The organism is Neorhizobium sp. P1_A6 (assembly GCF_056406795.1).
This window is the reverse complement of sequence record NZ_JBFTZM010000001.1, coordinates 437779-462925: the sequence shown is the minus strand read 5'-3', so window position 1 is coordinate 462925 and position 25147 is coordinate 437779. Positions and strand designations below refer to the sequence as shown.

The following is a 25147-nucleotide window of genomic DNA, read 5'->3' as shown; positions in this document are numbered from 1 at the left end:
ACCATGCCCTGCTCCTTTTTGGACCACCGGAGACAGGATAGGCCTCCGATGTGAAGCCGGGTTGACCGGGCATCGATTCTTTTGCCGATTTCTACGGTAGGCGACCGAATTAACAGGCTGAGCGCCCGGTTACGCTTAAACGGAAATTCTTCGCCTCCCGCCGTTACCAACGTGGGCGACACGGCGATTCGCGTCAAGGATTTTTTGGTTAACAAGACATTAAGCGTGGTCATCCGTCGTTTTCCCCGGCATTTGCTGGGTGCAAGCATAACCTGCCGGAAACGGGCGGGGACGAAACTATTTCATCGCTCGTGCTCTCAAATTCAGGGCAATAACATCAGTGATTATTCTCAACCCATCATCAAGTTGACAGCTGTCAACTGCCGATCGCCTTCGGATATCTTGCGGCCGTTCGTCAACCAGCTGCGACATCCGGCATGGCCGCAAGAGCCTTCTTCCGCAGCAGGAACAGCCCATAGATCGGAAGGGGAATGACGAGGGCGATGAAGAGCAGTTGGCTCCAGAACACGCCCTCCCCGCTCAACCTCAGCAGCGTGAGGCAATAGCTCCAAACCGCATGCAGCAGGATGCCGGGATAAAGCGAGCCGGTTCTGACGCGGATTGCCGAGAACAGAATGCTCAGCAGGAAGCCGAGGATCGTATCGGCAGCCCCTTGTTCCCAGGCGCCGTACCAGATCCAGACGGGGAACCAGGCGATGCCGGCGAAAATGCTCGATATCCACGTCGTCTTGAGGGCCGAATAGCGGGATCGCAATCCCGCAAACAGGATGCCCCGGAACATCAGTTCCTGCGAGGCCGCTCCAAGCGTCGTCGAGACAAGCAGCGAGGATGCCAGCGCGATCGAGGGAAGGCCGGACCAGGCCGCCAGCAGCAGGAAGCAGACGGCATAAAGACCGGGCAGCCATACCAGCAGCAGCGAACGCCCGGAAATCGGCGCGGTAAGGCCGACTTCCCGGCTGTCGAACAGAGCCGACATGCCGATCAGGAAAATGACGGCGTAGAGCAATGCCTTCGGAATGGAAATGCCGCCGAGATCGAAGGAAGGCTCACCGACAAGCGCCAGAAGCGCACCTGCAAGCCACCCGATCAGCGCCCAGCCGAACAGGATCAAAAGCGACAGCCTCAAACGGTTACCGGTTATGCGCTTCATGATCCCTCCCCAGGGCAGGCGTCCCCTGACGCTTCGGTTAGACCATCAATCGCCGGCAACGGCCATAGAGGCTCACCCGCCATCCCCAAGGATCATGCGGAGGCGAGTTGACAGCTGTCAACCTGCCGGTTGCCCGAGGACGTCTGTCGAGATGCAATGTCACGTCTCAGCCCTCAATTGCTAAAACTCGAGCGACCAGGGAAAGAGGATATAAGAACCGGGCCGCTATATTCGGCCATGAGCAAATTTCCGCTTCTGGTAGTCGCCGCCTCACTCGCCGCTTTCACCACGACTGGCGGCTACGCAATTGCACCCCGCGAGTGGTACGACCCCGCCTGCAACATCAAAGGTAATGTCTCCATCAACTCCCGGGAACGAATCTTTCATGTTCCCGGACAGCTGGATTACAACGCCACTATTATTAGCAGGCAATACGGAGAGCGATGGTTCTGCAGCGAAGATGAGGCACTGTCAGCGGGCTGGCGCAAGGCTACCCGCTAAAGGGTGGACTCGAGTTGACAGCTGTCAACCTGGCTCCGCCGGCTGCCGATAACCGCGCTTCACCTTGCTGCGGACAAGCGCGACCAGCCGGCGTTCCGCCTCCTGCCGCGAGCCGAACAGATCGATGCGGAAACGGCCCTTGGTACCGATACGCCCCCAGTTGCGGGTGAGCGCCGCTCCCTCGAAAAGATCGGGTTCGACGGTAAGCACGTAGAAGCGGGCCATGTTCCGGGCGGGGTCGCGGCGGGTGAGGAGAAGCGGTCCGCTGGTCATGCCGGCAGAATCGCAAGTCCGGATTCTGCCGTCCAACGACATGATTGAATCGATCCGGCCTCATCGATTCAGGGCGCTGATGGTTCAGCGCAGCAGCGATTTCAGGAGCCTTGCAACGCCCTTCAGCGGCTCCAGATACTGGTCCGCCATTTCGGCGGCGGGGACGCTTGCTGCCGGCGCGCCGATATTGATTGCCGCGACCACCCGGCCGCGGTCGTTTTCCAGCGGCACCGCAATCGAACAGAGGCCGAGTTCGAGTTCCTGGTCGATGACGGCAAAACCCTGCTCGCGGACGCGGGCAAGCTCCTCCATCAGCCGGATGGGGTCGGTGAGCGTTCGGGGCGTGAAGGATTTCAGGTTGCTCTGTTTCAGGAGCGCCAGGCTCTCGCTATCGGGCATCGCCGCCAGCAGGACGCGGCCCATCGAGGCGCAATAGGCGGGGAGGCGGCTGCCGGGCATCAGGTTGATCGACATCACCCGCTTCTGCGAGGCGCGGGCGATATAAACGACCTCGGTGCCGTCGAGCACGCTTGCGGACGCGCTCTGGTGAACCTCCTCGGCGAGCTTGTCGAGAAAAGGCTGGACGATGTGGGGCAGGGGGGTGGCGGAGAGATAGGCATGGCCGAGCCGCAAGATCTTCGGCGTCAGCACGAAGAATTTTCCGTCATAATCGGCATAACCGAGTTCGGCCAAGGTGAGCAGGCAGCGGCGGGCCGTCGCCCGATCGAGCCCGGTCGCCTTCGCCACATCGGCGATCGCCAGCCGCGGCGTCGTCTCGCCAAAAGCCTCGATGACCTTCAGGCCTCGCGCGAATCCGCTGACGAAATCCGTTTCCTGCATGGTTTCTCCCTGTGCCCGGTGTCGATGCAATGTGAGGCCATGAGGATGTGCACGCTCCGCATCGCCAGTTCGCACAATATGTGCGATATATGAACAAAGGTCAATTACCGCACATATTTCTTGCTGTCCCTGCCGTGCTGATCTATCTGTTTTCCCGGAGGCACGGCGGGCACGTTCGCCGGGTATAGCGAAGGAGATATCCCGTATGGACAAGACAATCGGGAGCACGGCGGAAGCCGTCTCCGAGATCGGTGATGGCGCGACCATCATGATCGGCGGTTTTGGCGGATCGGGCGCGCCGATCGAGCTGATCCACGCCCTGATCGACAAGGGTATCAAGGACGTGACCGTCATCAACAACAATGCCGGCAACGGCCGCATCGGCATTGCCGCGATGATCGACGCGGGCATGGTCAGGAAGATGATCTGCTCGTTTCCGAAATCCTCGGATCCGCGCGCCTTCACCGACCGTTATCTCGCGGGCCAGATCGAACTCGAACTGGTGCCCCAGGGCACGCTTGCCGAGCGCATCCGCGCCGGCGGCGCCGGCATCCCGGCCTTCTATACGCCGACCGCCTACGGCACCGAACTTGCCAACGGCAAGGCGATCGCCGAGTTCGACGGCCGCCACTATGTCCAGGAACGCTGGCTGAAGGCGGATTTCGCCATCGTCAAGGCGCAGCTCGGCGATCCACTGGGCAACCTCACCTATAACAAGGCCGGCCGCAACTTTAACCCGCTGATGTGCATGGCCGCCGCCAAGACGATCGTGCAGGTCTCGAAGATCGTGCCCCCAGGCGGCATCGATCCCGAGCACGTCGTGACGCCCGGCATCTTCATCGACCGCGTCGTCGAGGTTGCCAACCCGCAGCAGGAAGAAGAGCTCATCCGAGCCGGAGTGGCCTACGCCCCAGGAGCCCAGGCATGACCGTCGATACACGCGAAGACATCAAGCTTTCCAACGCCCAGATCGCCTGGCGCGCCGCCCAGGACATAAAGGACGGCGCCTATGTGAACCTCGGCATCGGTTTTCCGGAAATGGTCGCCCGCTACCAGCCGCCCGGCCGCGAGGCGATCTTCCACACCGAAAACGGCATCCTCAACTTCGGCGAAGCGCCTGCCGAAGGCGAGGAGGACTGGGACCTGATCAACGCCGGCAAGAAGGCCGTGACGCTGAAGCCGGGCGCCGCCTTCTTCCACCATGCCGACAGCTTTGCCATGGTCCGCGGCGGCCATCTCGACGTCGCCATATTGGGCGCGCTGCAGGTGGCCCAGAATGGAGACCTCGCCAACTGGCGGGTCGGCTCCAAGGGCGTGCCGGCCGTCGGCGGCGCCATGGACCTCGTGCACGGCGCCAAGCAGGTCTGCGTCATCACCGAACACGTCACCAAGAACGGCGATCCGAAATTAGTTGAAGCTTGTACCTTTCCGCTGACCGGCGTTGCCTGTATCACTCGGGTCTATACGAGCCATGCCGTCGTCGACATCGTCGAGAAGCATTTCGTCCTGCGCGAAAAGCTGGCCGGCATGACAGTCGAGGAACTGCAGGCCATGACCGGAGCCCGCCTCCATATCGATGGACCGGTCGCCGATCTCGTCGTGCCGAAACTGTGAGAGGAAGATCATGACCGAAGCCTATATCTGCGATTATATCCGCACTCCGATCGGCCGTTTCGGCGGCTCGCTCTCCGCCGTCCGCGCCGACGACCTTGGCGCCATCCCCTTGAAAGCGTTGATGGAACGTAACGCGTCCATCGATTGGGAAGCGGTTGCCGATGTCATCTACGGCTGCGCCAACCAGGCCGGCGAGGACAACCGTAACGTCGCGCGCATGTCGGCGCTGCTTGCCGGCCTGCCGGTCTCGCTCGGCGGCACCACCATGAACCGCCTCTGCGGTTCGGGCATGGATGCGGTCATCACCGCTGCCCGCGCCATCAAGGTCGGCGAGGCCGAACTGATGATCGCCGGCGGCGTCGAAAGCATGTCCAGAGCGCCCTTCGTGATGCCGAAGGCCGATACCGCGTTCTCGCGCAATGCCGAGATCTACGACACCACGATCGGCTGGCGTTTCGTCAACCCGCTGATGAAGAAGCAGTATGGCGTCGATTCCATGCCGGAAACCGGCGACAACGTGGCGATCGACTACAAGGTTTCCCGCGAGGACCAGGACGCGTTTGCAGTCCGCAGCCAGGCAAAGGCCTCGGCAGCTCAGGAGAACGGCCGTCTCGCCAAGGAAATCACCTCGGTGACCATCCCGCAGCGGAAGGGCGATCCGGTGATCGTTGCGAAGGACGAACATCCCCGCGCAACCAACATGGAGGCGCTCGCCAAGCTCAGGGTGCTGAACAAGATCGAGGGCGCGACGGTGACCGCCGGCAACGCCTCCGGAGTCAACGACGGCGCCGCGGCCCTGATCATCGCATCGGAAGCGGCGGCGAAGAAATACGGCTTGACCCCGATCGCCCGTATCATGGGCGGCGCTACCGCCGGCGTTCCGCCGCGCATCATGGGCATCGGCCCGGCTCCAGCCACCCAGAAGCTCTGCGCCCGTCTCGGCATCTCGCCGAAGGATTTCGACGTCATCGAGCTCAACGAAGCCTTTGCGAGCCAGGGCATCGCGGTCCTGCGCGAACTTGGCCTCCCGGAAGACGCCGAATATATCAACCCGAACGGCGGCGCGATCGCGCTTGGCCACCCGCTCGGCATGTCGGGCGCCCGCATTTCCGGCACCGCAGCGCTCGAACTGTCGCTGCGCAAGGGCAAATATGCGCTTGCGACGATGTGCATCGGCGTCGGGCAGGGGATCGCGGTGGCGTTGGAGCGCGTGTAGCATCCGTTTCTCACCCTCTGTCATGAATCGCGGCTGGCATTGTTGCCGGCCTCTTTATTTTGGTACTATACAGTGGTACCATTCAGCATGAAGAAACGCCATCGCGCCACGCTTGAGCTGATCTATGCAAGGCCCGCGAGCGGTTCGATCCGATGGGTGGATATCGAGGCCATGTTCGTAGCGCTTGGTGCGGACGTGACCGAGCGGGAGGGATCCCGGATCGGCGTGGTGCTGTTCGGCGAGGTCAGGGTATTTCATCGCCCACATCCATCGCCCGATACGGACAAAGGCGCGGTCGCCAGCATTCGAAAATGGCTCGAAAGCCATGGAGTGAAACCATGAGGAACGTCATCGAAATCGAAGGCCATAAAGCGGTTGTCTCACTTGATCCGGAGATCGGCATGTTTCGCGGGGAGTTCCTCGGCCTGAATGGCGGCGCCGACTTCTACTCCGACAGTCTCGATGGCCTGATGTCGGAGGGTCAAAAGTCGCTCCAGACCTTCCTTGAAATCTGCAAGGAAAAGGGGATTGAGCCTTTTCGCTCGTTTTCGGGGCGATTTAACGTCCGGCTCGATCCGCGCACCCATGAAGCGGCCGTCATCGCCGCTACCGCCAACGATCAAAGCCTCAACGAATGGCTTGCCGAGACAATCGCGACCGCAGCACGGTCGTAGTGGCACCGCTCGCGCAAGTTTGACATTGCCGCCCATTTTCACCTGACACATCGTCGCAACCGGGCGTCAGGGCTTGGGTCCGGCATCCGCAGGGCCTATATGAGACGGGCCGCAGATGCGGCGGAACCCAAGGTTTTGAGATGAGTGACGAATTGCAGGGGCGCGCGGCGCATGTCGCGGCCATCCGTGACCGCGCAGAAGCGCAGATGAAGGCGATAGGCATCGACGACGCCTTCATCGGCAAGCTGGTCGATACCTTTTACGCCCGCATACTGGCGCATCCGGAACTGGGACCCGTCTTCGACGCGCGGCTTTCCGGACGCTGGCCGGAGCATATGGCGAAAATGAAGAGCTTCTGGTCCTCCGTCGCCTTCCGCAACGGTGCCTATGGCGGAAAGCCGGTCCAGGCACATGCAGGCGTCGCCAACATGACGGCGGAGCTTTTCCCGAAATGGCTGGAGCTGTTTGCCGCGACACTGGATGATATGGCTCCGAGCCCCGAGGCGAAAGCCTGGTTCATGACAACGGCCGAGCGCATCGCAAAAAGCCTGACGCTGTCGCTCTTCTACAATCCGGCGCTCGACGACCCGGCGCTCAAGCAGGCCTGACGGTCGGCGGCGCCCTGGCGCCTAGAGGTCGCGGCCCGCATCCAGCGCTTCCTCGGCCTCGTCGAGCGACATCTCAAAGATCTTTTTGCCGATATCGAAGCTGAAACCCGCCCGGGCGAAGGCAGAAAACTCTTTCGCCTTGCGTTTTTCGTCGAGCTCGCCCCTGCGGAACGGCCCGAAGGCGCGTTTGCGGGCCAGGATGAGGGCCGCACGGAAATCATCCGCCTCGGCAATCGCGGCCGCCACCGTGCTGCTCGCCACGCCCTTCTGCGACAGTTTCTGGGCGATAGCCCGTCTGGACCTGCCGCCGCGCATGCCCGAGCGAGTGCTCATCTCGGCAAAGGCGGCATCATCCAGCGCCTTGTTGTCATAAGCGAATTTCACCGCGAATTCGGCCAGCGCCCTGACCTGGACCTCGCCGATATCCTCGAATTTCTGGCGCGCCTTGCGCGCTATGGCGTCGAAAAGCTGCTTCTCGGTGTGCATGCGCCGGTTTATGCGATAGATCGTCGAATTGCGCGCCCATGACAGCATGCGCGGCGTCGGCGCATCGGATTGCTGCGTCTCGTCGTCCAAATCCAGTTCAGGCCTCCAGCCCCGTCTTGACCGCTTCGCGTAGCGCGGCCGGGCTGCTTACACCAGGTAGGCCCGGCGAAACAACATCACCGGACATTCCGGTGAGGCCGGTGGAGGGCTATTTCAGACTGTGGGCACCGTTTTCAGCACATCCTGATGCACGACGATCCGGGCGTGGTAGGGCACCCGCGCATAGAGATCCATGACGTCTTGGTTGACCAGGCGCACGCAGCCCGACGACGTAGCCTTGCCGATGGAAGCCCATTCCGGCGAGCCATGCAGCCGGTAGAGCGTGTCCTGGCCGTTCTGGAAGATGTAGAGCGCCCGCGCACCGAGCGGGTTCTTGACGCCCGGATCCATGCCGCCGTTCTCGATGGAGAACTTCTTGAGGCTCGGCTGGCGCGCGACCATCTCGTTCGGCGGTTTCCAGCGCGGCCAGGGCTGGCGCCAGTGGATGACGCCTTCGCCCTGCCAGGCAAAACCGTCCTTGCCGATGCCGACGCCGTAACGCATCGCCGTGCCGCCGGGCTCCACCACGTAGAGAAAACGGCCAGGCGTATCGACGACCACGGTGCCCGGCAGTTCGCCGGTCGGATCGACCACGCGCTGGCGATAATATTTCGGGTCGATCTGCTTGTAGGGGATCGCCGGCAGGAGATGGCCGCTGTCCTCGAGGGCGGCGTATCGGGCCTGCAATTCAGCTTCGCTCGGAGGCTCGATCGGACGGCGGGCCATTTCCGGAACCGGAGCCCGTTCAGTGGTGGTGGCGCAGCCGGCAAGCGTCGCGGCCATCGAGACGGAGCCAATTACGAAGGCGCGCCGCGACATCTGGTATTCGCTGGTCATGGACCCAAAGATCTTTCTGAAAATCAACGTATGTCAGCTAGTAGCGGTTTCGAGCCCGGACCAGCAAGGCGCGACGCATTCACATCACGGTGACCTTTCCGTCATCGAACAGCCGGCGAATTCAATCCGTCGCCTTGGCCTCGTAAAACGCCCTGACGTCGCCTGCAAAACTCCTGCGCGAATCCGGCCTGGTGTAGAACATGTGCCCGCCGCGATAGACCTTGAGCTCGGCGCGGCCGGAAGCGAGTTCGGGCGGCAGGTGGTCGATGACGTAGCGGCTGGCGCCGTAAGGCGTCAGCGCGTCGCTGTAGCCGTGGGCAATCATCAGCTTGAAGGACGGGATGACCGAAAGCAGGTCGCGGATATCGGTGCTGGCGCTGGCGAGTGAACGCGAATCTCCGCCGCGGCTGCCGTTCCATTCCCAGCGGCGGTTCACCTCCTCGTTCAGCAGCGAATAGGTCATTTCGCTCGCAAACCCGAGTTCGTTGCGGGCATAGGCGGCAAACGCGGCGCCATAGGCGCGCGTGTAACCTTCGAGGATCGGATCGTCGTTGCGGGTGACGGCATCTTCCGGATAGGCATCCGGCACCGCGTAGGCTGCGTCATAGGGGCTGACGATCTTTCCCGGCCCCCCCATCTGCTTGGCATAGACATCGCCGACGAAACCGCGGGTGCGGGCGACGACGTCCTTCGGAATGCCGGTGAGTTCGGAAACCCGGCCATAGAGCGTATCGGCCGTCTGGCCGTTGGGGGAGGGGCCGGCGAGCCCGACGAGATAGTCACCGATCGCGAAACGCTCGGCATCGGCAAGCTTTTCCGGCGTGAACTGGTTGTGGCGCTCCATCTCGGCTGCGGCGAGCGAGGGAAGCTGCAGCGCCGCACTCAGGGGATCATCGGAATTGGCAAGGAAGCGGCCTTCCACCAGCGGCGACAGCATGATGATGCCCGAAGCCAGCATCCCCTGACTGTTCTTCAGAGACACGGCGACCTTGGCGGCGCGAAAACCGCCATAACTTTCGCCGAGCAGGTATTTCGGCGCATCGAGCCGGTTGTTCTTCTGGACGTAGAGCGCGATCGCCTTGGAGAGGCTGTCGGCATCCTGCCGCACGCCGTAATAGCCGCCGGCCGCGTCGTTGCTGGCGGCGCGGCTCCAGCCGGTACCGACCGGATCGATCAGCACGAGATCGGTGAACGCGAGCCAGCTTTCGGGGTTATCCTTCAGCTGGGGCGTCGTGCCATTGTCACCGGTTGCGCCGAATTCCAGGATCTTCGGGCCGACCAGGCCGAGATGCAGATAAGCGGAGGCGGCGCCCGGGCCGCCGTTGAAGGCGAAGGTGAGCGGCCGGCCCGACGTTCTGTTCTTCGCGATATAGGCGGTGTAGAAGATCTTCGCCGAGCGGTTGCCGTCCTGGCCGAACAGATCGAGCGTGCCGGCTGTCGCGGTATAGGGGAGATCGCCGGAAGGCGCCTTGAAGACATGTTCGGTGGTGGAATCGGCCGGGATCAGGCTGAAGATGCCACCACCGGCACCCTGCTCCGTCTGGCGGCCGCGCTCGCGGTTCTCGTCACCGCCGCGCGGCTGTTGGGCCCAGGCCGGTCCCGAAAGCACCGGCACTGAGAGAGCAAGGACTACGGCGAGAGATGCAATCATCCGATGGAACGTCAAACTGAAATCCTCCTTGACCAGCCGCACCCTATGTAGGGCGGCGCGCCGATCCGCAAAATTCAACTCCTATTGATCGACGGGGGCAGGGGCCTCGGCTCGTCGATTTTCAGTGTTTTCGCGGCGGCGTCCTGCAAATAACGGTGCAAATCCGCAGGCGACGGTGCGGATTGCTGCGCGATCGGTGGCCACAAGCGCACATAAAATTTACGCTCGCACCCATGATTCCCAAGGCCGTATCTCCGAAGACGCCGTTTCAGCCCGTGCCGGCAGCTCGCTGGGCAGGTCCCCAGACCTTTGCCGCGGACACCGCGGATGCCGCATTCATGGCGGGTGGCGCGCTTTATCCGCTCGACCAGATCGTTCGGGCTGAACCGGACTGGGCCGGCGCCTGGCGGCAGCGGCTGGCGCTGAAATGCGCGACGGCGGCTGTACGGCTTGCGGGGCGTTCGGAAGACGAGGCGGGGCTGCGCGATGCCTGGCTGTTGCGCAGGCCGGGGGATGATCCCGGTCCGGCCGGGCAGATCCTTTCGGCGTGGAAGCGGCTTGCCTCGCGTTCGTCCGCGCTCGATGCGGACATGCTGCAGACGGTAGCCGGCATGCTCGGCATCAAATGGGATGAGCCGCTGGCAACGCTCGCGCAGACGTTTGACGACCTCGACCTCGCCGGATCGGCCGCGCCGTTCGCGGCCGCCGCGATCATCCGCGAAACGCACACGATTCGCCCGGATGCCGAAGCGCTGGGCTGGTGGCTGGCCGATCTCCTTCTGGCGCAGAAGCTGCGTTGGCCCGTGCCGGTGCCGCTGCTGATGAGCCAGCGCTTTTCTTCGGTGTTCCGCGCCGAAGGCGGGCGCGGCCGCCTCCGGCCCGGCGAAGAGGGGTTCGATCGGGCGATCTGCCTTGCCCTGGTGCATGCCGCGGCCGAAGCCGGCCGGCTGGCGGCAGACATTGCCCGGCGCGCCGAGCGGCTTGCCTTCGTCACGCCGAAGCTGCGTGCGAAAGGGGCGGAGGACGGGCTGCGCCTGCTGCTATCCGATGACGCCGTCTCGGGTTCCCTGCAGACACCGAACCTTTCCCGTTTCGCGTCGCGCCGGCTGTTTGAGCGGCTGCAGCAGCTGGAAGCGGTGCGTGAGCTTTCCGGCCGCCCCACCTTCCGCATCTATGGGCTCTGAGCATGGCGAAACGTGCGCGGCAAATCGTCATCGACAAGGAGCTTCTCCACCTGACGCAGGAGGAGCGGCATCGCCAATGGGCGGCGCGGGTGGAGGCGGTGATCTTTGCCTCTTCCGAGCCCGTCACCCGGAAAGCGCTGGAGCGCGTCGTTGGAGAGGACTGCGATATCGAAGCGATCATCGAGGAGATCCGCGGGGCACTCGAGGGGCGGCCTTATGAACTCGTCGCGGTCGCCGGCGGCTGGCAGCATCGCACCCGGCCGGAATTTGCCGATGTCATCCATGCCTCCGGCACTGCCAACGCGCCGCCCGCGGATCTGACCGATCACCAGGCCTTGGTGCTGATGACGATCGGCTATTTCCAGCCGGTGACGCGCGCCGAGATCTCGAAGATTTTCGGCCGCGAGGTGAGCCGCGATACGATCGCGACGCTCCGCCAGCTCGGTTTCCTCGCCTCCGGCCCGCGCAGCCCGACCCCCGGTGCGCCCTATACCTATATCACCACGCCCGCCTTCCTCACCGCCTTCGGTTTCGACACGCTCCGCGACCTGCCGGATGCGGAAATGCTGGAGGATGCCGGGCTGCTGACCCGCAAGCTGCCGGTCGACGATTTCGTCGAGCCGGAACTGGAAGAAGACGACGATTAGCGGCAGCGCTTGAAATGTGCCGAAACTGAGCTCATATTGAGCAATAGATGATCAAAACTGGATCAGGACTATTCACATGGCTCATGCTTTTGAAATCGGCGCCGCCGCTTTCCGTGAACAGCAATCCGCGCTTCTGTCGGCGCGGCGGGTGTCCGATCTGCTCGGACTGACCCAGGCGGAACTTGCGAAGCTGATCGGTGTCGCTCGCAACACGCTGACGGCCAAAAGCGGCGCCCGCAAGGTCGATCTGGCGCTCTCCCCGGTCGTGCGTATTTTGGCGATGGCCAGCGAGATGGCCGGCGACGAGAACCGCGCGGCGATCTGGTTCAAGCACCAGCCTATCCCCGGCTGGGCCGGCAAGACGGCTTACGACCTCGTCGGCGAAGGCAAGGCCGACAAGGTGCTCGCCTATCTGGAGGCGGTGCGCTCCGGCGTTTATGCCTGAATTGGCCTCTGAATCGCGTATCCTCTGGCGTGCCTATGTGCCGCGCTGGGCGCACGCGCCGCTTTCCGGCGACGGCGCTGCCCGTTTCGGCGGCCGCTGGAACCCGGCCGGCGCAGCGACCATCTATGCCGCGCGCGAGCTTTCCACGGCCTGGGCGGAATACAATCAAGGTTTCGTCCAACACCCGGCCCTGATCGCGCAGCTTCGGCTCGACGGCGCGCGGCTCACCGATCTGACCAGTCCCGAGGTTCTGGCCGGTCTTGGTGTCGACGAGACCATCCACCGCTGCGAATGGCGAGCCGATCTCGATGCCGGCCGGATACCGGCGACGCATCTCCTCGCAGAGAGGTTGCTCGATGATGGCCGGGACGGCGTCATCTATCCGTCCTTCATGTCGCCGGGCGGAACCTGCGTCGCCCTCTGGCGCTGGAACGGCAAGGACCAGCCGAAGCTCACGGTCACCGACCCCGACGGGCGGTTGCCGAAAAACCCGGCTTCCTGGTTATAGTCGGGGAAAGGGAGGTCGTTTCTTTCCCGGAGTGTCGGTTCGACCACCGGGACGACCATCGCCGCCTGGCGCCACACCCACAGCTGTATGGAAAATACTCCGTTCAACCTTGGCATTTAAAATTTAGCGGAATGTAATGTTTTGGATGCATGATGGGCCGAGAGAAAGCGGTGCCCATGCAGCAGAACATCCGTATCACATCGCACGTCACGATCGTGCTGACATTGCTGACGGCCCTGACAGCGCTGCTTCTCGCCGGGTTCATGTGGCTTGCCTCGGTCAAGGTGGACGATCTCTCCTTGACCCGACAGCAGGGTTACGTCGAACAGGGCCTCGACGAGCAGGTAAAAGCCGTACAGCATGAACTGGAAAGCGTCACCGTGTGGAACGACGCGGTCCTGCTTGCTGCGAAGAACGATCATCCATGGATTGCCGAGAATATCGGTACCTGGATGAACAAATATTTCAGCCATGACCGCACGTATCTGTTCAACGAGCGGGACGAGCTGGCCTTCGCTATGCGGGACGGCGAGGATATTGCGGCCCTGACCTTTCTCGACGATGAAAAGGCCGCGGCGGCCTTGCGCGAAGACATCCGGGCGGTGCTCCACAAACGGATCGCACCCGGCGTTTCCAATCCCCCGGTGCTTGGCGAAATTTTCGCGGAGAAGATCCTTTCGATCGCCGGCCGACCGGCTGTCGTCAGCGCAAGACCGATCGTCCCGAGCAGCGATGAGGTCTCGCTGGATGCCGGCAAGGAATTCATCGTGGTTGCCGTCAGGTTTCTGGATGCCAGCGCGGTCGAGAAAATCGCCCGTTACGCGCGGATCGAGACATTGCATTTTACCACCGATGCGGCCCAATCCACCGCGGCCATTCCGGTCATCGCCACCGATGGATCGACACTTGGATATATGGCTTGGCAGCCCATCCGGCCGGGCCTGATGCTCGTCGAGCAGATCGCTCCGGTCGGCATTGCCGGTATCGTCGTCGCCTTGGGCGTGGTGATCTTTCTCGGCCGCGGGCTGCGCAAGACAACCCTCGACCTGTCCGAAAGCCGTCTGGCGCTGATGCGCCATCGCGACCAGCTCGAAGAGAGCGTCAGGCTGCGGACGACGGAGATCGAGCGCCAGAGGGAAGAACTGGACAGGCTCCTGGCACAGGAGCGGCATGTGAACGCCCTGCAGCGTCAGTTCGTCACCATGGCTTCCCATGAGTTCCGCACGCCGCTCGCCATCATCGATGCCGCGGCACAGCGCCTGTCGCGCACGAAAACAACTCAGAAGCCCGAATATGTGGAAGAGAAGTCGGCCCAGATCCGCGCCGCCGTGCTGCGCATGGTCGACCTGATGGAGAGCATCCTGTCGGCGGGCCGGCTGGAGACCGGCAAGACGACGCTGAAGCCGGAACGCCTCTCGCTGGCGGAAATCATCGAATCCTGCTGCGCCCGACAGATGGACGTTCGCAAATCCCACAGGATTCACCGGGACCTTTCGCATCTGCCGCAGACGATCCTTGCCGATCGCACCACGATCGAACAGGTCTTCACCAACCTTCTTTCGAATGCCGTCAAATATGCCCCCCAGGCGCCGGACATCCATATCCGGACCTCGACGAAGAACGGCATGTCCTATGTATCGATCCACGATGCCGGCATCGGCATGGATGCCGAGGACCTGCCGAAGCTTTTCCAGCCCTATTACCGGGCCCGCAGCGCGACCGGGATCGCCGGCACCGGCATCGGGCTCAACCTCGTCAAGCAGATCGTCGACCTGCATGGCGGTTCGATTTCGGTCGAGAGCGTACTCGGCCGGGGAACAACATTCACGGTGGCGCTCCCGAACAAGGGACCGCTCGCAAATCTCATCAAACGTGCAGCTTAGGGAATAGCAGGATGATTACCGTACTATGCATCGACGACGAAGCGGATATCCGTCAGCTCATCGTTGAGGAACTGACGGACGCCGGGTTTGCAACTCTGGAGGCCGCCAATGGGCAGGAGGGGCTGGAGGCCATCCTGTCCTATTGGCCGGACATCGTCATCTGCGACATTTCGATGCCCGTCATGGACGGTCACCAGCTCCTGGCAGAAATCCAGATGAACCACGCCGAGCTTTTCAACATCCCCTTCATCTTGCTTTCGGCCCTGACCGACAAGGACAATGTGTTGACCGGACTGCGGGCAGGGGCGGCGGACTATCTGACCAAGCCGATCGATTTCGACCTTCTGCTGGCCAAGCTCGCCGGCTGCATCGCCCGCCTCGAAAACGACCGGGCGGTCGGTCGGGCACTTTGATCTCAAGGCAAGGCGGCGAAGTTCCTCTCCAGCCCCGGCTCAGGACGTAACCGCGAGTCCCACCCGGCGACCTGCCAGGAATCGGCGGATCGCCGGGTCCGTTTCGAGACCGATGGCGCGCTCATAGGCGGCATCGGCTTCTTGTCTTCGGCCGCAGCGGGAGAGCAGGTCGGCGCGGGCGGCCCAATAGGGCTGATAGTCGGCGAGGCGCTGGTCGCCGTTGACCGCATCGAGCGCCGCAAGCCCTTTTTCCACGCTTCGGCCGCTTGCGATCACCACGGCGCGGTTGACGGCAACGACCGGCGAGCCGGTCAACGCCCCCAGATGGTCGTAAAGCGTTTCGAGGATCGCCCAATCGGGCTGACGGCCGAAACGGCGGATCGCATGGGCCGATTGCACGGCGGCCTCCAATTGATAGCGGCCAATCCTTCCGCGGTGACTGGTGGTGAGCAGGATGTCTTCGGCCTCGTCGATCAGCGTCCTGTCCCAGGCGGTCGGGTCCTGTTCGTCGAGCGCTACATAATCGCCGGCCTCGGTCCGCCGCGCGCCGCGCCGGGCTTCAAGATGCAGCATCAGTGCCAGCAGGCCGAGCGCTTCCGGCTCGTCGGGCAGCATCACGGCCACCAGCCGGCCAAGCCAGATCGCCTCCTCCGCCAAAACGCGGCGACGGGACGGGGCGGCAGCCGGGTCGATCCAGCCTTCGGTGAAGGCCGCATAGATCGCCTCCAAAACCGCATCCAGCCGTTCGCTCATGTCGGCGCGTTCGGGCAGGCGAAAGGCGATGCCGGCGTCGCGGATCTTGGTTTTGGCGCGGACCAGCCGCTGCCCCATGGTGGCCGGCGGGACCAAGAAGGTGCTGGCGATCGTCGCCGCGTCGAAGCCGAGAATGGTCTGCAGGATCAGCGGCCCACGCATCCGGGCGTCGATTGCCGGATGGGCGCAGGCGAACATCAGCCGCAGCCGCTCATCCGGGATTTCCGCCTGCTGCTGATCGGAAAGCTCGTCGGACAGCAGTTTCAGATGCTCCGCGGCCGCGGCGCGCGTGCCCCCGCGCCTCATCGCATCGAGCTGCCTTCGGCGGGCGACCGTCAGCAGCCAGGCTTCGGGGTTTTTCGGAATGCCTGCATGAGGCCAATCGGAAAGCGCCGAAGCGAAGGCTTCCGACAGCGCATCCTCCGCACCCGCCAGATCGCGGGTGCGGGCGGCGAGGAAGGCGACGAGCCGGCCGTAGGACTGGCGGGCGACGCGCTCGGCCTCGCCGGAAACCCCGCCCAAAACCTCGCCGCCGCCGGCCATCGGCGTCACATCACCCACATCGGGCGCACTTCGATCGCGCCGTTGATCGCTCCCGGGCATTTCGCCGCCCATTCGAGCGCAGCGTCGAGATCCGGCACGTCGATGATGTAAAAGCCGCCCAGCTGTTCCTTGGTATCGGCATAGGGCCCATCCAGCACCTCGGTCTTGTTGCCTGTGACCCGCACCGTGCTTGCGGCCTCGGAAACCTGCAGCCGATCGCCGCCGACAAGCGCGCCGGATTTCTTCAGCGCTTCGGCATAAGCGATATAGGGGGCGGAATGGGCGCCGCTCTTGGCGTCGGCAGCGAACAATGCTTCGTCGCGATAGATCATCAGCATGTATTTCATGGCTTTTCTCCGTGTGTGCCGCAGCCCGTCATCGGCCTGCTACACCAATGTCGTTCGAGAATAAGCCCGTTCGACACGGCCTGCGAAAAATCTATCGCCGGCCGTGCATTTTGTCAGTCTCCCTTGGGGATCTCGTCGCGCTCGCGAAGATTGCGGGCGACCAGCCGACAAAGCTCGCGGAGCTGCTGGTAGCTTTCCTGGGGCAGGAAGGAAAAGACGTCCCGCTCGACGGCATCGGCTGCCGCGTCGCACGCCTTGATCATCCGCTTGCCCTCGGTCGTCAGGCTCATGCGCAGGATGCGACGGTTGGCCGGGTCTTCCTTGCGGGTGATGAGATTGCGGCGCTGCAGGCCGCCGATCAGCTCGTTCATCGTCTGCGGCGTCACGAAGAAGCGACGCGAAAGTTCGGCTGAGGACAGCCCTTCGCGGCTGCCGATGACGCTCAGCACCGTATATTGAATGCCGGTCATCTGCAGCGCCGACAGCGCCACTTCCAGCCGGCTGCGCACGGCATGATTTGCCTGGTTCAGGAAGTAGATCGCCCGGGGCTGCTGCATCACCCAATCGCCGGTGCTTGCTTCTTCGGGCCTGACGTCTTCAGCCATCACGATGCGGTGACCTTCTTTAAACGGTTATATGAGCGGGGTAGCGGAGAAAGTGCAACGGCACAAGTCGCGTTGCACAAAACCCTCAACTTACTGAAGCGCCGAGCCGCAGCGACAGGGACCTGGCGGCACGCAATGTGGCGGTCAGCGGCGGGGCGGAAGGCGCGATATCGAAGCCATCCTGTCGACCGAGCACGGTGACGACCGCTTTCAGATGCGCGCGATGATCGAAGACGGGGGCGGCGACGGCCGAAAAGTCCGGAACCGTGGACGGCAGCGTCGCGGCATAACCTTGACTGCGCACGGTTGCGAGTTCGGTTATGAAACGGGCGATCGAGCCCTCCGTTTCGCCGCCCTGGTGCATCATGGCGCGCAGGTGATGTTCCCATTCGGCGTGCGGCAGGTTGGCCATGAAGACCCGACCGGTCGCCGTCGGCCACAGGCGGACCAGCGATCCGACCTTGATCTCGTAGACGCTGTCGGAGCGGCCCTCGATCTTGTCGACCACAACCGGCGCATCGCCGTTCCAGACCGCCAGCGTCACCGTCTCGCCGAGCTCGGCGGCAAGCTGCGAGATCGCCGCGCGCGCAAGGCTGAGGAAATCGGTGCGGGAAAGCGAGGCAAGCCCGAGCTGCAGCGCCGCATCGCCGAGATCGTAAAGGCCGGACAGCCGGTCCTGTGCGACGAAGCCGGTGCGCACCAGGCTGACCAGATAACCATGCGCCATGCTCGGCGTCATGCCGGCAGCAGCGGCGATATCGTTCAGCCGCATGGCACGGCCGGCATGCTGGATCGCCGTCAGCACTTTCAAGCCCTTTTCAAGCGACTGGATGCCTGCGCCCTTGATCTCCGGGTCCTTGCCCGCCGCTTTCTGTTTTACCGACGCGTCCATGACCTCTCCGCTTGACGTCTTCTTTCATCTTTATACAATATAACTGAATGATTTCAATAATATTGAAATCAGCGCGAAGGATAAGGAGGAAACCTTGGCGGAATATCTGGTTTGTTCGGAGGATGAGATCGCCGATGGCGGCCGCAAGGTCGTCGCCTGCGGGGAGCGGGAAATCGGCATTTTTCGGGTAAAAGGCGCGCTGCACGCCTGGCACAACATGTGCCCGCACCGGCAGGGGCCGATCTGTCAGGGCCGCATCTATCCTCAAGTCATCGAGCCGGTCGATGAAAGGCAGGAGGTGCGGACGCTTCAATACGATGAAGACAACATGCACGTCGCCTGTCCGTGGCACGGCTGGGAATTCAACCTGGAAACCGGCCGCAATGCCGGGCCGGCGAAATACCGCCTGCACCGTGCCGAACTGGCGATCCGGGAGGGGCAGGTCTATGTCGTCCTCTGAACCTACTTTTCGCAGCAATCCCCTTGGGCGCAACGACCCCTATGGCTGGATCGAGGACGCCACCACCGAGATCGAGAAGGCGACGGCCGAACTGCTGGAGAACGGCGAAGCATCGCGCGTCTCCGACGAGGCGGTGGCGCGGATGATGACGGCGGCGATCCGGCTTTATGTCGCGAAAAGCGACGGCGAGGAACGCACGTTCCGGCCGCTGACCGGCACCCGCGACGAGACGGTGACCGCAACCGAAGCGCTGTCAGCCGTCTCCGAAATCCTGCGCGCCCTGCATCTCGGGCCAATGGAACTGGCGCTCTGGTACCGGCGCAGGCCGGATGAACTCTGAGGCATAAATCCACTCTTTCGCCTGAGGAGAGCGAACATGGATATTTCCAACAAGGATCGTGCCCGCGAATTGCCGGTGCAGCAGATCGACGTCTTTACCGATACGCGCGACATTCTAGCCCATGCCAACCGGGCCGCTAAAAAGCGTGGTTTCGAGGACTGGCTGATCTGCGACGTGGACGCCCACCACACCGAGACGATCTCCTGGCATGAACTGGTGCAATATATCGAGGACCCGGTCATCCGGCATCAGGCGATGCTCTTCCACGACGAGAAGATGGGCACCGCCTCCTACGGCTTGAACGGCGATATGGGCCTCAAATACCAGGACGTCGGCGGCCGCATTCCGCACCAGGCCGGCATCCGCGAAAAGGTCGATGACGGGGTGCATCGCGATATCACGCTGTCGCGCCGGGCGATGAGCGCACTTGGCGTCGATTACATGGTGCTGTTTCCAACGCCGATGCTGACGCTCGGGCTGCATCCGCAGCCGGAAATGGAAGTCTATCTCGGCCGCGCCTATAATCGCTGGCTGATCGACAAGGTGCTCTCCAAGGACGACCGGCTGAAGACGCTCGCCTACCTGCCGTTCAACGTGCCGAAGGAAGCGGAACGCACCATCGAGGAATTTTCCGGCCAGCCAGGCGTCATCGGCTTCTGCGTTCCGTCCGTTCGCCACAAGGCGGTGCACCACAACGACTACATGCGCATCTATGCGATGCTCGAGGAACGCAACCTGCCGATCGCCTTCCATGCCGCCTATCACTGGCAGGACCAGTCGCTTGCGACGATCAACCGCTTCCTCGGCATGCACGCGCTCGGCTTCGTCTGGTGCAACATGGTGCACATGACCAACTGGATTTTAAACGGTATTCCGGAGCGGTTTCCGAAGCTGAAGAGCATCTGGGTGGAAAGCGGGCTCGCCTGGATCCCCTTTCTGATGCAACGGCTCGACGACCAGTACCTGATGCGGCCTTCCGAGGCGCCGCAGCTGAAAAAGCTGCCAAGTGATTACATGCGTGAAAACTGCTGGTACACGACCCAGCCGATGGAAACGGTGAACATGAAGGCGCTGCAATTGACGCTGGAGATGATCAACGCCGAGAGCCAACTCCTGTTTGCATCGGACTGGCCGCATTTCGATTTCGATGTGCCGCAGGAGATCTACGACCTGCCGTTCCTGAGCGAACAGGCGAAACGGAATATTCTCGGGCTGAATGCGGCGAAGCTGTTCAACCTGGACCCGACGGTAAGGAAGAGTTTGTAGGGACGGGAAGATTGGGCGATCGCTTGCGGTGATGTTGAGCGGCGCGGCATGTTCCCTCTGATCTCCCCCCTTGAGGGGGAGATGTCACGAAAGTGACAGAGGGGGGTGGCGCCGCAAATTCACTACGAAGAGTATGCCGCTGCACCCCCCTCTGCCCTGCCGGGCATCTCCCCCTCAAGGGGGGAGATCGGCAAGAAGCACCGTCGTAACCGCTCCATGCGCCACACGCACCACAAGGTCCAAACATCCATTCACAGGGAATCTCTCACATGACCATCACCGGAGGCGATTCCATCGTCGCATCGCTGCGCGCTCACCATGTGGACACCGTCTTCGGCATACCGGGCGCCCAGCTCTATGGCCTGTTCGACGCCTTTCAGCGTGACGGCATGCGGGTGATCACGCCGCGGCACGAGCAGACCTGCGCCTACATGGCCTTCGGTTACGCACGCGCCTCGGGCAATCCCGGCGTCTATTCCGTCGTACCGGGGCCGGGGGTGCTCAACACTGGTGCGGCGCTGCTCACCGCCTGGGGCTGCAACGAGCCGGTTCTGTGCCTGACCGGGCAGGTTCCGACCGCGTTTCTCGGCAAGGGTCGCGGCCATCTGCACGAGATGCGCGACCAGCGCGCCGTGCTTGCCGGCATCGCCAAGTCCGCCGAACGCGCCGACAAGGCGGGGGATGTTTCTGCCGCCATCGCCCATGCGTTTCGCGAGATGCGCTCGCTGAAACCCGGCCCGGCGACGGTCGAAATGCCCTGGGAACAGTTCGTGGCGGAGGGCGAATTCGAGATCGCCTGGCCGCTCGAAAACCATCCGGATCCGATAGCCGACGTGGCGATCGGCGAGGCGGCGACTGTGATCGGCAGGGCGGAGCGGCCGATGATCTTCGTTGGGCCCGGCGCATTCGAGGCCCGTGACGAGGTGCTGCGGCTTGCGGAAATGCTGCATGCGCCGGTGGTCGGCTTCCGTTCCGGGCGCGGCGTGGTTTCCAACCGCCACGAACTCGGCCTCACCATCGCCGAGGCGCGAAAGCTGTGGCCGGTGGTCGATTGCGTCATCGGCATCGGCACCCGGCTCGAGGTGCCGAGCTGGCGTTGGAAGCCGAGAGCCGAAGTGCCGGTGGTGCGGCTGGAAATCGACGCGGAGGAGTTGACCCGCACACCGGAGGCCCTCGGCGTACTTGGCAGGGCGAAGACTTCCCTCACAGCGCTGCTTGACGAACTCAAGCCGCGGACGCCTTCCAACGACTGGCAGGAAGCGATCCGAAAGGCGCGCGTGGAAACGGCGCAGGCCATCCAGAAAATCTCGCCTCATTACGGATATCTACAGGCGATCCGCGCGGCCCTTCCGGATGACGGCATCCTTGTCGAAGAGGTCTGCCAGTCCGGTTTCGCCTCCTGGTACTGCTATCCGGTCTACGAACCACGCACCTTCATCTCGACCGGCTTCCAGGGCACACTCGGCTTCGGCTTTCCGACGGCGCTTGGCGTCAAGGTCGCCCGGCCGGACGTGCCGGTCGTCTCGATCGCGGGCGATGGCGGCTTCATGTTCGCCGCCCAGGAGCTGGCGACCGCCGCCCAATATGGCATCGACGTCATCACCGTCGTTTTCAACAATTCCGCCTTCGGCAACGTGAAGCGCGACCAGAGCGAAGCTTTTGGCGGGCGGCTGATCGGCTCGGAGCTCAAGAACCCGGATTTCGACAAGCTCGCCGCCGCTTTCCATGTGGATTTCTCCCGAGTGAGCGCGCCGGAGGATCTCCGCACCGCAATCGAGACCGCGATCACGCGTGGCGGGCCGTGGCTGATCGAAGTGCCGCTGTCGCTCGAAAGCGAGGTAAGTCCCTGGACGTTCATCCACGGATAATCCGTCGATGACGAATTCCGTTCTACATGGACGAAAAGGCCTATCGTCATGGCAGGGAGCCGTATAAAGTCGGCTCCAAGATTTCGATCCGGGGAGGGCATCGTTTCCGTGACATCAGACCAGAAAACCATCCGTATCGTTGTGCTGACGGCGGTCCTGCCGGCTTCGGTGGTCTCGACGCTCGAAGGCATGGGCGGGCGGCAAATGTCGGTCGCGGACGTCGCCGCGGGCGGCGAGATGCCGGGCGTGCAGGTGCTGGTCACCGATCCCGGCGTCGGCGCCAATGCGGATGTACTCGCAAAATTCCCGGACCTGAAGCTCGTCGCCTGTTACGGCATCGGCATCGACTCGATCCACATGCCGACCGTCAAGGCACGCGGCATCGGCATTTCCAATACTCCGGGCCTGCTGACCGAGGATGTCGCCGACCTCGCCATGGCGCTGATGCTGGCTTCTGCCCGCGATATCGTGCCCCAGACCCAATATATCCGCGACGGCCGGTGGACGACGATTGCGGCAAAGGTCCCGCTCGGCCGGTCGCTCAAGAACAAGGCGATCGGCATCGTCGGGCTCGGCCATATCGGCGCGGCGATTGCAGAACGGGCTAGCGCTTTCCGCATGCGGGTTTCGTATCATGGTCCGCGGCAGAAACCTGTTCCCTATACCTTTATGCCGGACCTCGTCGCGATGGCGAAGCAGAGCGATTTTCTCGTTGTCGCCAGCCGCGGCGGCGAGGACACCAGGAAAGTCGTCAACCGGGAGGTACTGGAGGCGCTCGGACCCGAGGGTACGCTGGTCAACGTCTCGCGCGGTTCGATCGTCGACGAGGCGGCGCTGGTGGAGGCGCTCAGAACCGGCAAGCTCGGCTTTGCGGCGCTGGACGTGTTCGCCAACGAGCCGAGGGTTTCGGAAAAGCTGCTGTGGATGCCGAATGTGATCATGACCCCGCACCAGGGCAGCGCCACCACGGAAACCCGCCTCGCCATGGCCCTTCTGCTGGTCGAGAATGTCCAGGCGTTTTTCAAGGGAACGCCGTTGCCGACGCCGGTGGTTCCGATCGCAATCTGGGCTTTTGAACTCTAGCTTTTGAACTCTGGGGAGGACGTCACATGGCATTTCAACGTCACGTCATCGGGCTGGCAGGACAGGACCAGTCCGGCGAGGTCATCACCGAATTCGACCGGGCCTCGGTCACCGACGAGGAATGGGCCGTCCGCGTCGATCTCGCCGCCGCCTATCGTCTCGCGGCACTCTACGGCTGGGACGACCTCATCTACACGCATATCTCCGCCCGCGTGCCGGGCACGGAAAACCACTTCCTGATCAATCCGTTCGGGATGGCCTTCGACGAGATCAAGGCGAGCAACCTCGTCAAGATCGACCACGAGGCGAAGATCATCGGCAAGTCTGACTATCCGGTGAACGGCGCCGGTTTCGTCATCCACCACGCCGTGCACAAGGCCCGCCACGAGCTCAACTGCGTCATGCATCTGCATACTGAGGCAGGCATGGCGCTTTCCATGCTCGATTGCGGCTTGCTGCCGCTCTCCCAGCATTCGATGTTCTTCTACAACCGCATCGGTTATCACGGTTATGAAGGCCTTGCCCTCAACATGGAAGAGCAGGAGCGGCTCATCCACGATCTTGGGGTCCACAAGAACATGATCCTCAAGAACCACGGCACGCTGACCTCGGGCGAAAGCGTCGGCGAGGCGTTCGTCTGGACCTTCTGGCTGGAAAAGGCCGCCCGCGCCCAACTCGCCGCCATGGCCGCCCAGCCGCAGGGCCTCAGCATTCCCGAAGAAAAGATCGCCGAACTGACCGCCCACATGTACGAGATGTCGCCGGCAAAGCCGGGGCTCAAGGAATGGCCGGCGATGCTGCGAAAGCTGGACAGGATCGATCCGAGCTATCGCGATTGACGTCCGAAATGCCCGCTTGCCACAGGAACTGGCGGGCTTTCCTTCCTATTCTCCGCAACGAAAAAAGCCGGCGTTTCCACCGGCTTTTTTTATCTGTTTCGGCAGGTCTTACTGCTGCGGGATCTGGGCGATCGCCACGTAGTCCTTCCACTCCGCGATCGTCTTGATCATCAGAGCCTGGGCTTCGGCCGGGGTAGAGATGTAGGGGTCGCCGCCCTGGTCGGCCAGGAACTTCTGGGTTTCCGGCTGCTGCAGAACCGTGTTGAACCAGCCGTTGATCTTGGTGGTGATGTCTTCCGGCGTGCCCTTGGCAACCATGGCACCCCACCAGCCGAGCTGGTCGACGTCAAAGCCCTGTTCCTTCAGGGTCGGGATGCTGGGAGCGCCCTTCATGCGTTCCGGCGAGGCGACGCCGAGAAGACGAAAACGGCCTTCGCGCTGCTGGGAGAGGGCGAAGACCGGGTCGTAGGAACCGAAGTCCATTGCGCCGCTGGTGATGTCGTTGAGCGAGTCGGCAGCGGTCTTGTACTGGACCGAAACGGTCTCGAGGCCAGCCTTCTGCTTGTAGACTTCGGCCATGACCTTGCCGGACGTGGCGTTGACGGCATAAGAGCCGCCGTCGCCCTTTGCCTTCATGGCGGCGGTCAGTTCCTTCATGTCCTTGTAGGGCGCGTCCTTGGCGACGGCGATCATGAAGGCCTGCTTGTTGATCGTGGCGATCGTCATCAGGTCCTTGCCGACGTCGATCGGCGGCTTCTTCATGATCCACATGTTGCCGGCGATCGAGTTGCCGGAGTGAACGAAGATCGTGTAGCCATCCGGCTTGGAGCGCGAGGTGTATTCAGCAGCGATGTTGCTGAGTGCGCCCGGCTTGTTTTCGACGATGATCGTGGCGCCCGCAATCTTGGACACCTTGTCCGCAAAATAGCGGACGAGAACGTCGGCGCCGGAACCTGCCGGGAAGGCGCAGACGAAGGTGACCGTCTGGTCCGGATAAGCGGCCTGAGCGGGCGTAACGTTTGCAATCTGTGCGACCGCCAGCATCGCCATGGCGGCGGTGGCTTGCGCGATCTTCTTAAGCCATTTTGTCACTTTTCATCT

30 protein-coding genes are annotated in these 25147 nt (G+C 62.8%); 19 read left to right on the top strand and 11 right to left on the bottom strand.

What is annotated here, in order from left to right; translation table 11 throughout:
• Positions 1 to 415: 415 nt before the first annotated feature.
• Complete coding sequence (locus tag AC1D3C_RS02110; protein ID WP_477481693.1) at positions 416 to 1171, bottom strand: lysostaphin resistance A-like protein; 756 nt, start codon at positions 1169 to 1171, stop codon at positions 416 to 418.
• 237 nt (positions 1172 to 1408) lie between these two features.
• Here AC1D3C_RS02110 and AC1D3C_RS02105 point away from each other — a divergent pair, with 237 nt between their 5' ends.
• Positions 1409 to 1672 (top strand): sunset domain-containing protein, encoded by a 264-nt coding sequence (locus AC1D3C_RS02105; RefSeq protein ID WP_247138320.1) that lies wholly within the window; start codon positions 1409 to 1411, stop codon positions 1670 to 1672.
• A 24-nt stretch (positions 1673 to 1696) separates the two neighbouring features.
• Here the strand turns inward: AC1D3C_RS02105 and AC1D3C_RS02100 are convergent, their stop codons facing one another.
• Together AC1D3C_RS02100 and AC1D3C_RS02095 are read right to left on the bottom strand one after the other, a co-directional pair.
• The gene (locus AC1D3C_RS02100) at positions 1697 to 1945 is read right to left on the bottom strand and encodes a WGR domain-containing protein (RefSeq protein WP_477481692.1); all 249 of its coding nucleotides are present in this window, start codon (positions 1943 to 1945) and stop codon (positions 1697 to 1699) included.
• Between the two features lie 84 nt (positions 1946 to 2029).
• Positions 2030 to 2785 carry an IclR family transcriptional regulator gene (locus AC1D3C_RS02095; protein WP_477481691.1) on the bottom strand — a complete coding sequence of 252 codons (756 nt, stop codon included), beginning with the start codon at positions 2783 to 2785 and terminating at the stop codon, positions 2030 to 2032.
• A 205-nt stretch (positions 2786 to 2990) separates the two neighbouring features.
• On the opposite strand from AC1D3C_RS02095, the gene AC1D3C_RS02090 reads away from it, so the two are divergent.
• The 6 genes from AC1D3C_RS02090 (at position 2991) to AC1D3C_RS02065 (ending at position 6897) form a co-directional block, all read left to right on the top strand.
• The gene (locus AC1D3C_RS02090; RefSeq protein WP_477481690.1) at positions 2991 to 3713 is read left to right on the top strand and encodes a 3-oxoacid CoA-transferase subunit A; all 723 of its coding nucleotides are present in this window, start codon (positions 2991 to 2993) and stop codon (positions 3711 to 3713) included.
• A complete protein-coding gene (locus tag AC1D3C_RS02085; RefSeq protein ID WP_477481689.1) occupies positions 3710 to 4399 on the top strand; it encodes a CoA transferase subunit B in 690 nt (229 codons plus the stop codon). The genes AC1D3C_RS02090 and AC1D3C_RS02085 overlap by 4 nt, the downstream gene beginning before the upstream one ends.
• A gap of 10 nt (positions 4400 to 4409) precedes the next feature.
• Complete coding sequence (gene pcaF / locus AC1D3C_RS02080; RefSeq protein WP_477481688.1) at positions 4410 to 5615, top strand: 3-oxoadipyl-CoA thiolase; 1206 nt, start codon at positions 4410 to 4412, stop codon at positions 5613 to 5615.
• Positions 5616 to 5702: 87 nt separating this feature from the next.
• On the top strand, positions 5703 to 5957 hold the full coding sequence (locus AC1D3C_RS02075; protein ID WP_040123978.1) for a type II toxin-antitoxin system HicA family toxin: 255 nt from the start codon (positions 5703 to 5705) through the stop codon (positions 5955 to 5957).
• Positions 5954 to 6289 carry a type II toxin-antitoxin system HicB family antitoxin gene (locus tag AC1D3C_RS02070; RefSeq protein WP_040123976.1) on the top strand — a complete coding sequence of 112 codons (336 nt, stop codon included), beginning with the start codon at positions 5954 to 5956 and terminating at the stop codon, positions 6287 to 6289. Before AC1D3C_RS02075 ends, AC1D3C_RS02070 begins: the two co-directional genes overlap by 4 nt.
• Before the next feature lie 140 nt (positions 6290 to 6429).
• Positions 6430 to 6897 carry a group III truncated hemoglobin gene (locus AC1D3C_RS02065; RefSeq protein ID WP_477481687.1) on the top strand — a complete coding sequence of 156 codons (468 nt, stop codon included), beginning with the start codon at positions 6430 to 6432 and terminating at the stop codon, positions 6895 to 6897.
• A 21-nt stretch (positions 6898 to 6918) separates the two neighbouring features.
• Here the strand turns inward: AC1D3C_RS02065 and recX are convergent, their stop codons facing one another.
• The 3 genes from recX to AC1D3C_RS02050 all read right to left on the bottom strand — a co-directional run bounded on the left by recX (position 6919) and on the right by AC1D3C_RS02050 (position 9970).
• Positions 6919 to 7473: a recombination regulator RecX gene (gene recX / locus AC1D3C_RS02060; protein WP_477481686.1), complete on the bottom strand. Its 555-nt coding sequence runs from the start codon at positions 7471 to 7473 to the stop codon at positions 6919 to 6921.
• A 123-nt stretch (positions 7474 to 7596) separates the two neighbouring features.
• The gene (locus AC1D3C_RS02055) at positions 7597 to 8319 is read right to left on the bottom strand and encodes a L,D-transpeptidase (protein ID WP_477481685.1); all 723 of its coding nucleotides are present in this window, start codon (positions 8317 to 8319) and stop codon (positions 7597 to 7599) included.
• A gap of 121 nt (positions 8320 to 8440) precedes the next feature.
• Positions 8441 to 9970 (bottom strand): S10 family peptidase, encoded by a 1530-nt coding sequence (locus tag AC1D3C_RS02050; RefSeq protein WP_477481985.1) that lies wholly within the window; start codon positions 9968 to 9970, stop codon positions 8441 to 8443.
• A 233-nt stretch (positions 9971 to 10203) separates the two neighbouring features.
• On the opposite strand from AC1D3C_RS02050, the gene AC1D3C_RS02045 reads away from it, so the two are divergent.
• The 6 genes from AC1D3C_RS02045 to AC1D3C_RS02020 all read left to right on the top strand — a co-directional run bounded on the left by AC1D3C_RS02045 (position 10204) and on the right by AC1D3C_RS02020 (position 15050).
• Positions 10204 to 11154, top strand: coding sequence for a DUF1403 family protein (locus AC1D3C_RS02045; RefSeq protein ID WP_477481684.1), 951 nt, complete (start codon positions 10204 to 10206; stop codon positions 11152 to 11154).
• Positions 11155 to 11156: 2 nt separating this feature from the next.
• Positions 11157 to 11801, top strand: coding sequence for an SMC-Scp complex subunit ScpB (scpB, locus tag AC1D3C_RS02040; protein WP_477481683.1), 645 nt, complete (start codon positions 11157 to 11159; stop codon positions 11799 to 11801).
• A gap of 76 nt (positions 11802 to 11877) precedes the next feature.
• Entirely contained in the window at positions 11878 to 12246 is a 369-nt protein-coding gene (locus AC1D3C_RS02035; protein WP_040123962.1) for an antitoxin Xre/MbcA/ParS toxin-binding domain-containing protein, read from the top strand.
• A complete protein-coding gene (locus tag AC1D3C_RS02030) occupies positions 12239 to 12754 on the top strand; it encodes an RES family NAD+ phosphorylase (RefSeq protein WP_477481682.1) in 516 nt (171 codons plus the stop codon). Before AC1D3C_RS02035 ends, AC1D3C_RS02030 begins: the two co-directional genes overlap by 8 nt.
• Before the next feature lie 176 nt (positions 12755 to 12930).
• Positions 12931 to 14637, top strand: a complete 1707-nt coding sequence (locus AC1D3C_RS02025) for a sensor histidine kinase (RefSeq protein WP_477481681.1) — start codon at positions 12931 to 12933, stop codon at positions 14635 to 14637.
• Between the two features lie 11 nt (positions 14638 to 14648).
• Entirely contained in the window at positions 14649 to 15050 is a 402-nt protein-coding gene (locus AC1D3C_RS02020) for a response regulator (RefSeq protein WP_040123958.1), read from the top strand.
• A 39-nt stretch (positions 15051 to 15089) separates the two neighbouring features.
• Here the strand turns inward: AC1D3C_RS02020 and AC1D3C_RS02015 are convergent, their stop codons facing one another.
• The 4 genes from AC1D3C_RS02015 to AC1D3C_RS02000 all read right to left on the bottom strand — a co-directional run bounded on the left by AC1D3C_RS02015 (position 15090) and on the right by AC1D3C_RS02000 (position 18190).
• Positions 15090 to 16346 (bottom strand): RNA polymerase sigma factor, encoded by a 1257-nt coding sequence (locus tag AC1D3C_RS02015; protein WP_477481984.1) that lies wholly within the window; start codon positions 16344 to 16346, stop codon positions 15090 to 15092.
• Positions 16347 to 16351: 5 nt separating this feature from the next.
• Positions 16352 to 16693, bottom strand: a complete 342-nt coding sequence (locus AC1D3C_RS02010) for a YciI family protein (RefSeq protein ID WP_477481680.1) — start codon at positions 16691 to 16693, stop codon at positions 16352 to 16354.
• Positions 16694 to 16806: 113 nt separating this feature from the next.
• Complete coding sequence (locus AC1D3C_RS02005; protein WP_040123955.1) at positions 16807 to 17298, bottom strand: MarR family winged helix-turn-helix transcriptional regulator; 492 nt, start codon at positions 17296 to 17298, stop codon at positions 16807 to 16809.
• A gap of 85 nt (positions 17299 to 17383) precedes the next feature.
• Positions 17384 to 18190, bottom strand: coding sequence for an IclR family transcriptional regulator (locus tag AC1D3C_RS02000; protein WP_477481679.1), 807 nt, complete (start codon positions 18188 to 18190; stop codon positions 17384 to 17386).
• Between the two features lie 94 nt (positions 18191 to 18284).
• Between AC1D3C_RS02000 and AC1D3C_RS01995 the strand changes: the two genes are divergently transcribed.
• The 6 genes from AC1D3C_RS01995 to AC1D3C_RS01970 all read left to right on the top strand — a co-directional run bounded on the left by AC1D3C_RS01995 (position 18285) and on the right by AC1D3C_RS01970 (position 24046).
• The gene (locus tag AC1D3C_RS01995; protein WP_477481678.1) at positions 18285 to 18650 is read left to right on the top strand and encodes a Rieske (2Fe-2S) protein; all 366 of its coding nucleotides are present in this window, start codon (positions 18285 to 18287) and stop codon (positions 18648 to 18650) included.
• Complete coding sequence (locus tag AC1D3C_RS01990) at positions 18637 to 18990, top strand: hypothetical protein (RefSeq protein WP_477481677.1); 354 nt, start codon at positions 18637 to 18639, stop codon at positions 18988 to 18990. Before AC1D3C_RS01995 ends, AC1D3C_RS01990 begins: the two co-directional genes overlap by 14 nt.
• 36 nt (positions 18991 to 19026) lie before the next feature.
• Complete coding sequence (locus AC1D3C_RS01985) at positions 19027 to 20256, top strand: amidohydrolase family protein (protein ID WP_477481676.1); 1230 nt, start codon at positions 19027 to 19029, stop codon at positions 20254 to 20256.
• Between the two features lie 269 nt (positions 20257 to 20525).
• Positions 20526 to 22124 (top strand): thiamine pyrophosphate-dependent enzyme, encoded by a 1599-nt coding sequence (locus AC1D3C_RS01980; RefSeq protein ID WP_477481675.1) that lies wholly within the window; start codon positions 20526 to 20528, stop codon positions 22122 to 22124.
• Between the two features lie 108 nt (positions 22125 to 22232).
• On the top strand, positions 22233 to 23207 hold the full coding sequence (locus AC1D3C_RS01975) for a 2-hydroxyacid dehydrogenase (RefSeq protein ID WP_477481674.1): 975 nt from the start codon (positions 22233 to 22235) through the stop codon (positions 23205 to 23207).
• A gap of 26 nt (positions 23208 to 23233) precedes the next feature.
• Positions 23234 to 24046: a class II aldolase/adducin family protein gene (locus AC1D3C_RS01970; RefSeq protein WP_477481673.1), complete on the top strand. Its 813-nt coding sequence runs from the start codon at positions 23234 to 23236 to the stop codon at positions 24044 to 24046.
• A gap of 108 nt (positions 24047 to 24154) precedes the next feature.
• Here AC1D3C_RS01970 and AC1D3C_RS01965 read toward each other — a convergent pair whose 3' ends face one another.
• Positions 24155 to 25138 carry a Bug family tripartite tricarboxylate transporter substrate binding protein gene (locus AC1D3C_RS01965; RefSeq protein ID WP_040123949.1) on the bottom strand — a complete coding sequence of 328 codons (984 nt, stop codon included), beginning with the start codon at positions 25136 to 25138 and terminating at the stop codon, positions 24155 to 24157.
• Positions 25139 to 25147 lie beyond the last annotated feature (9 nt).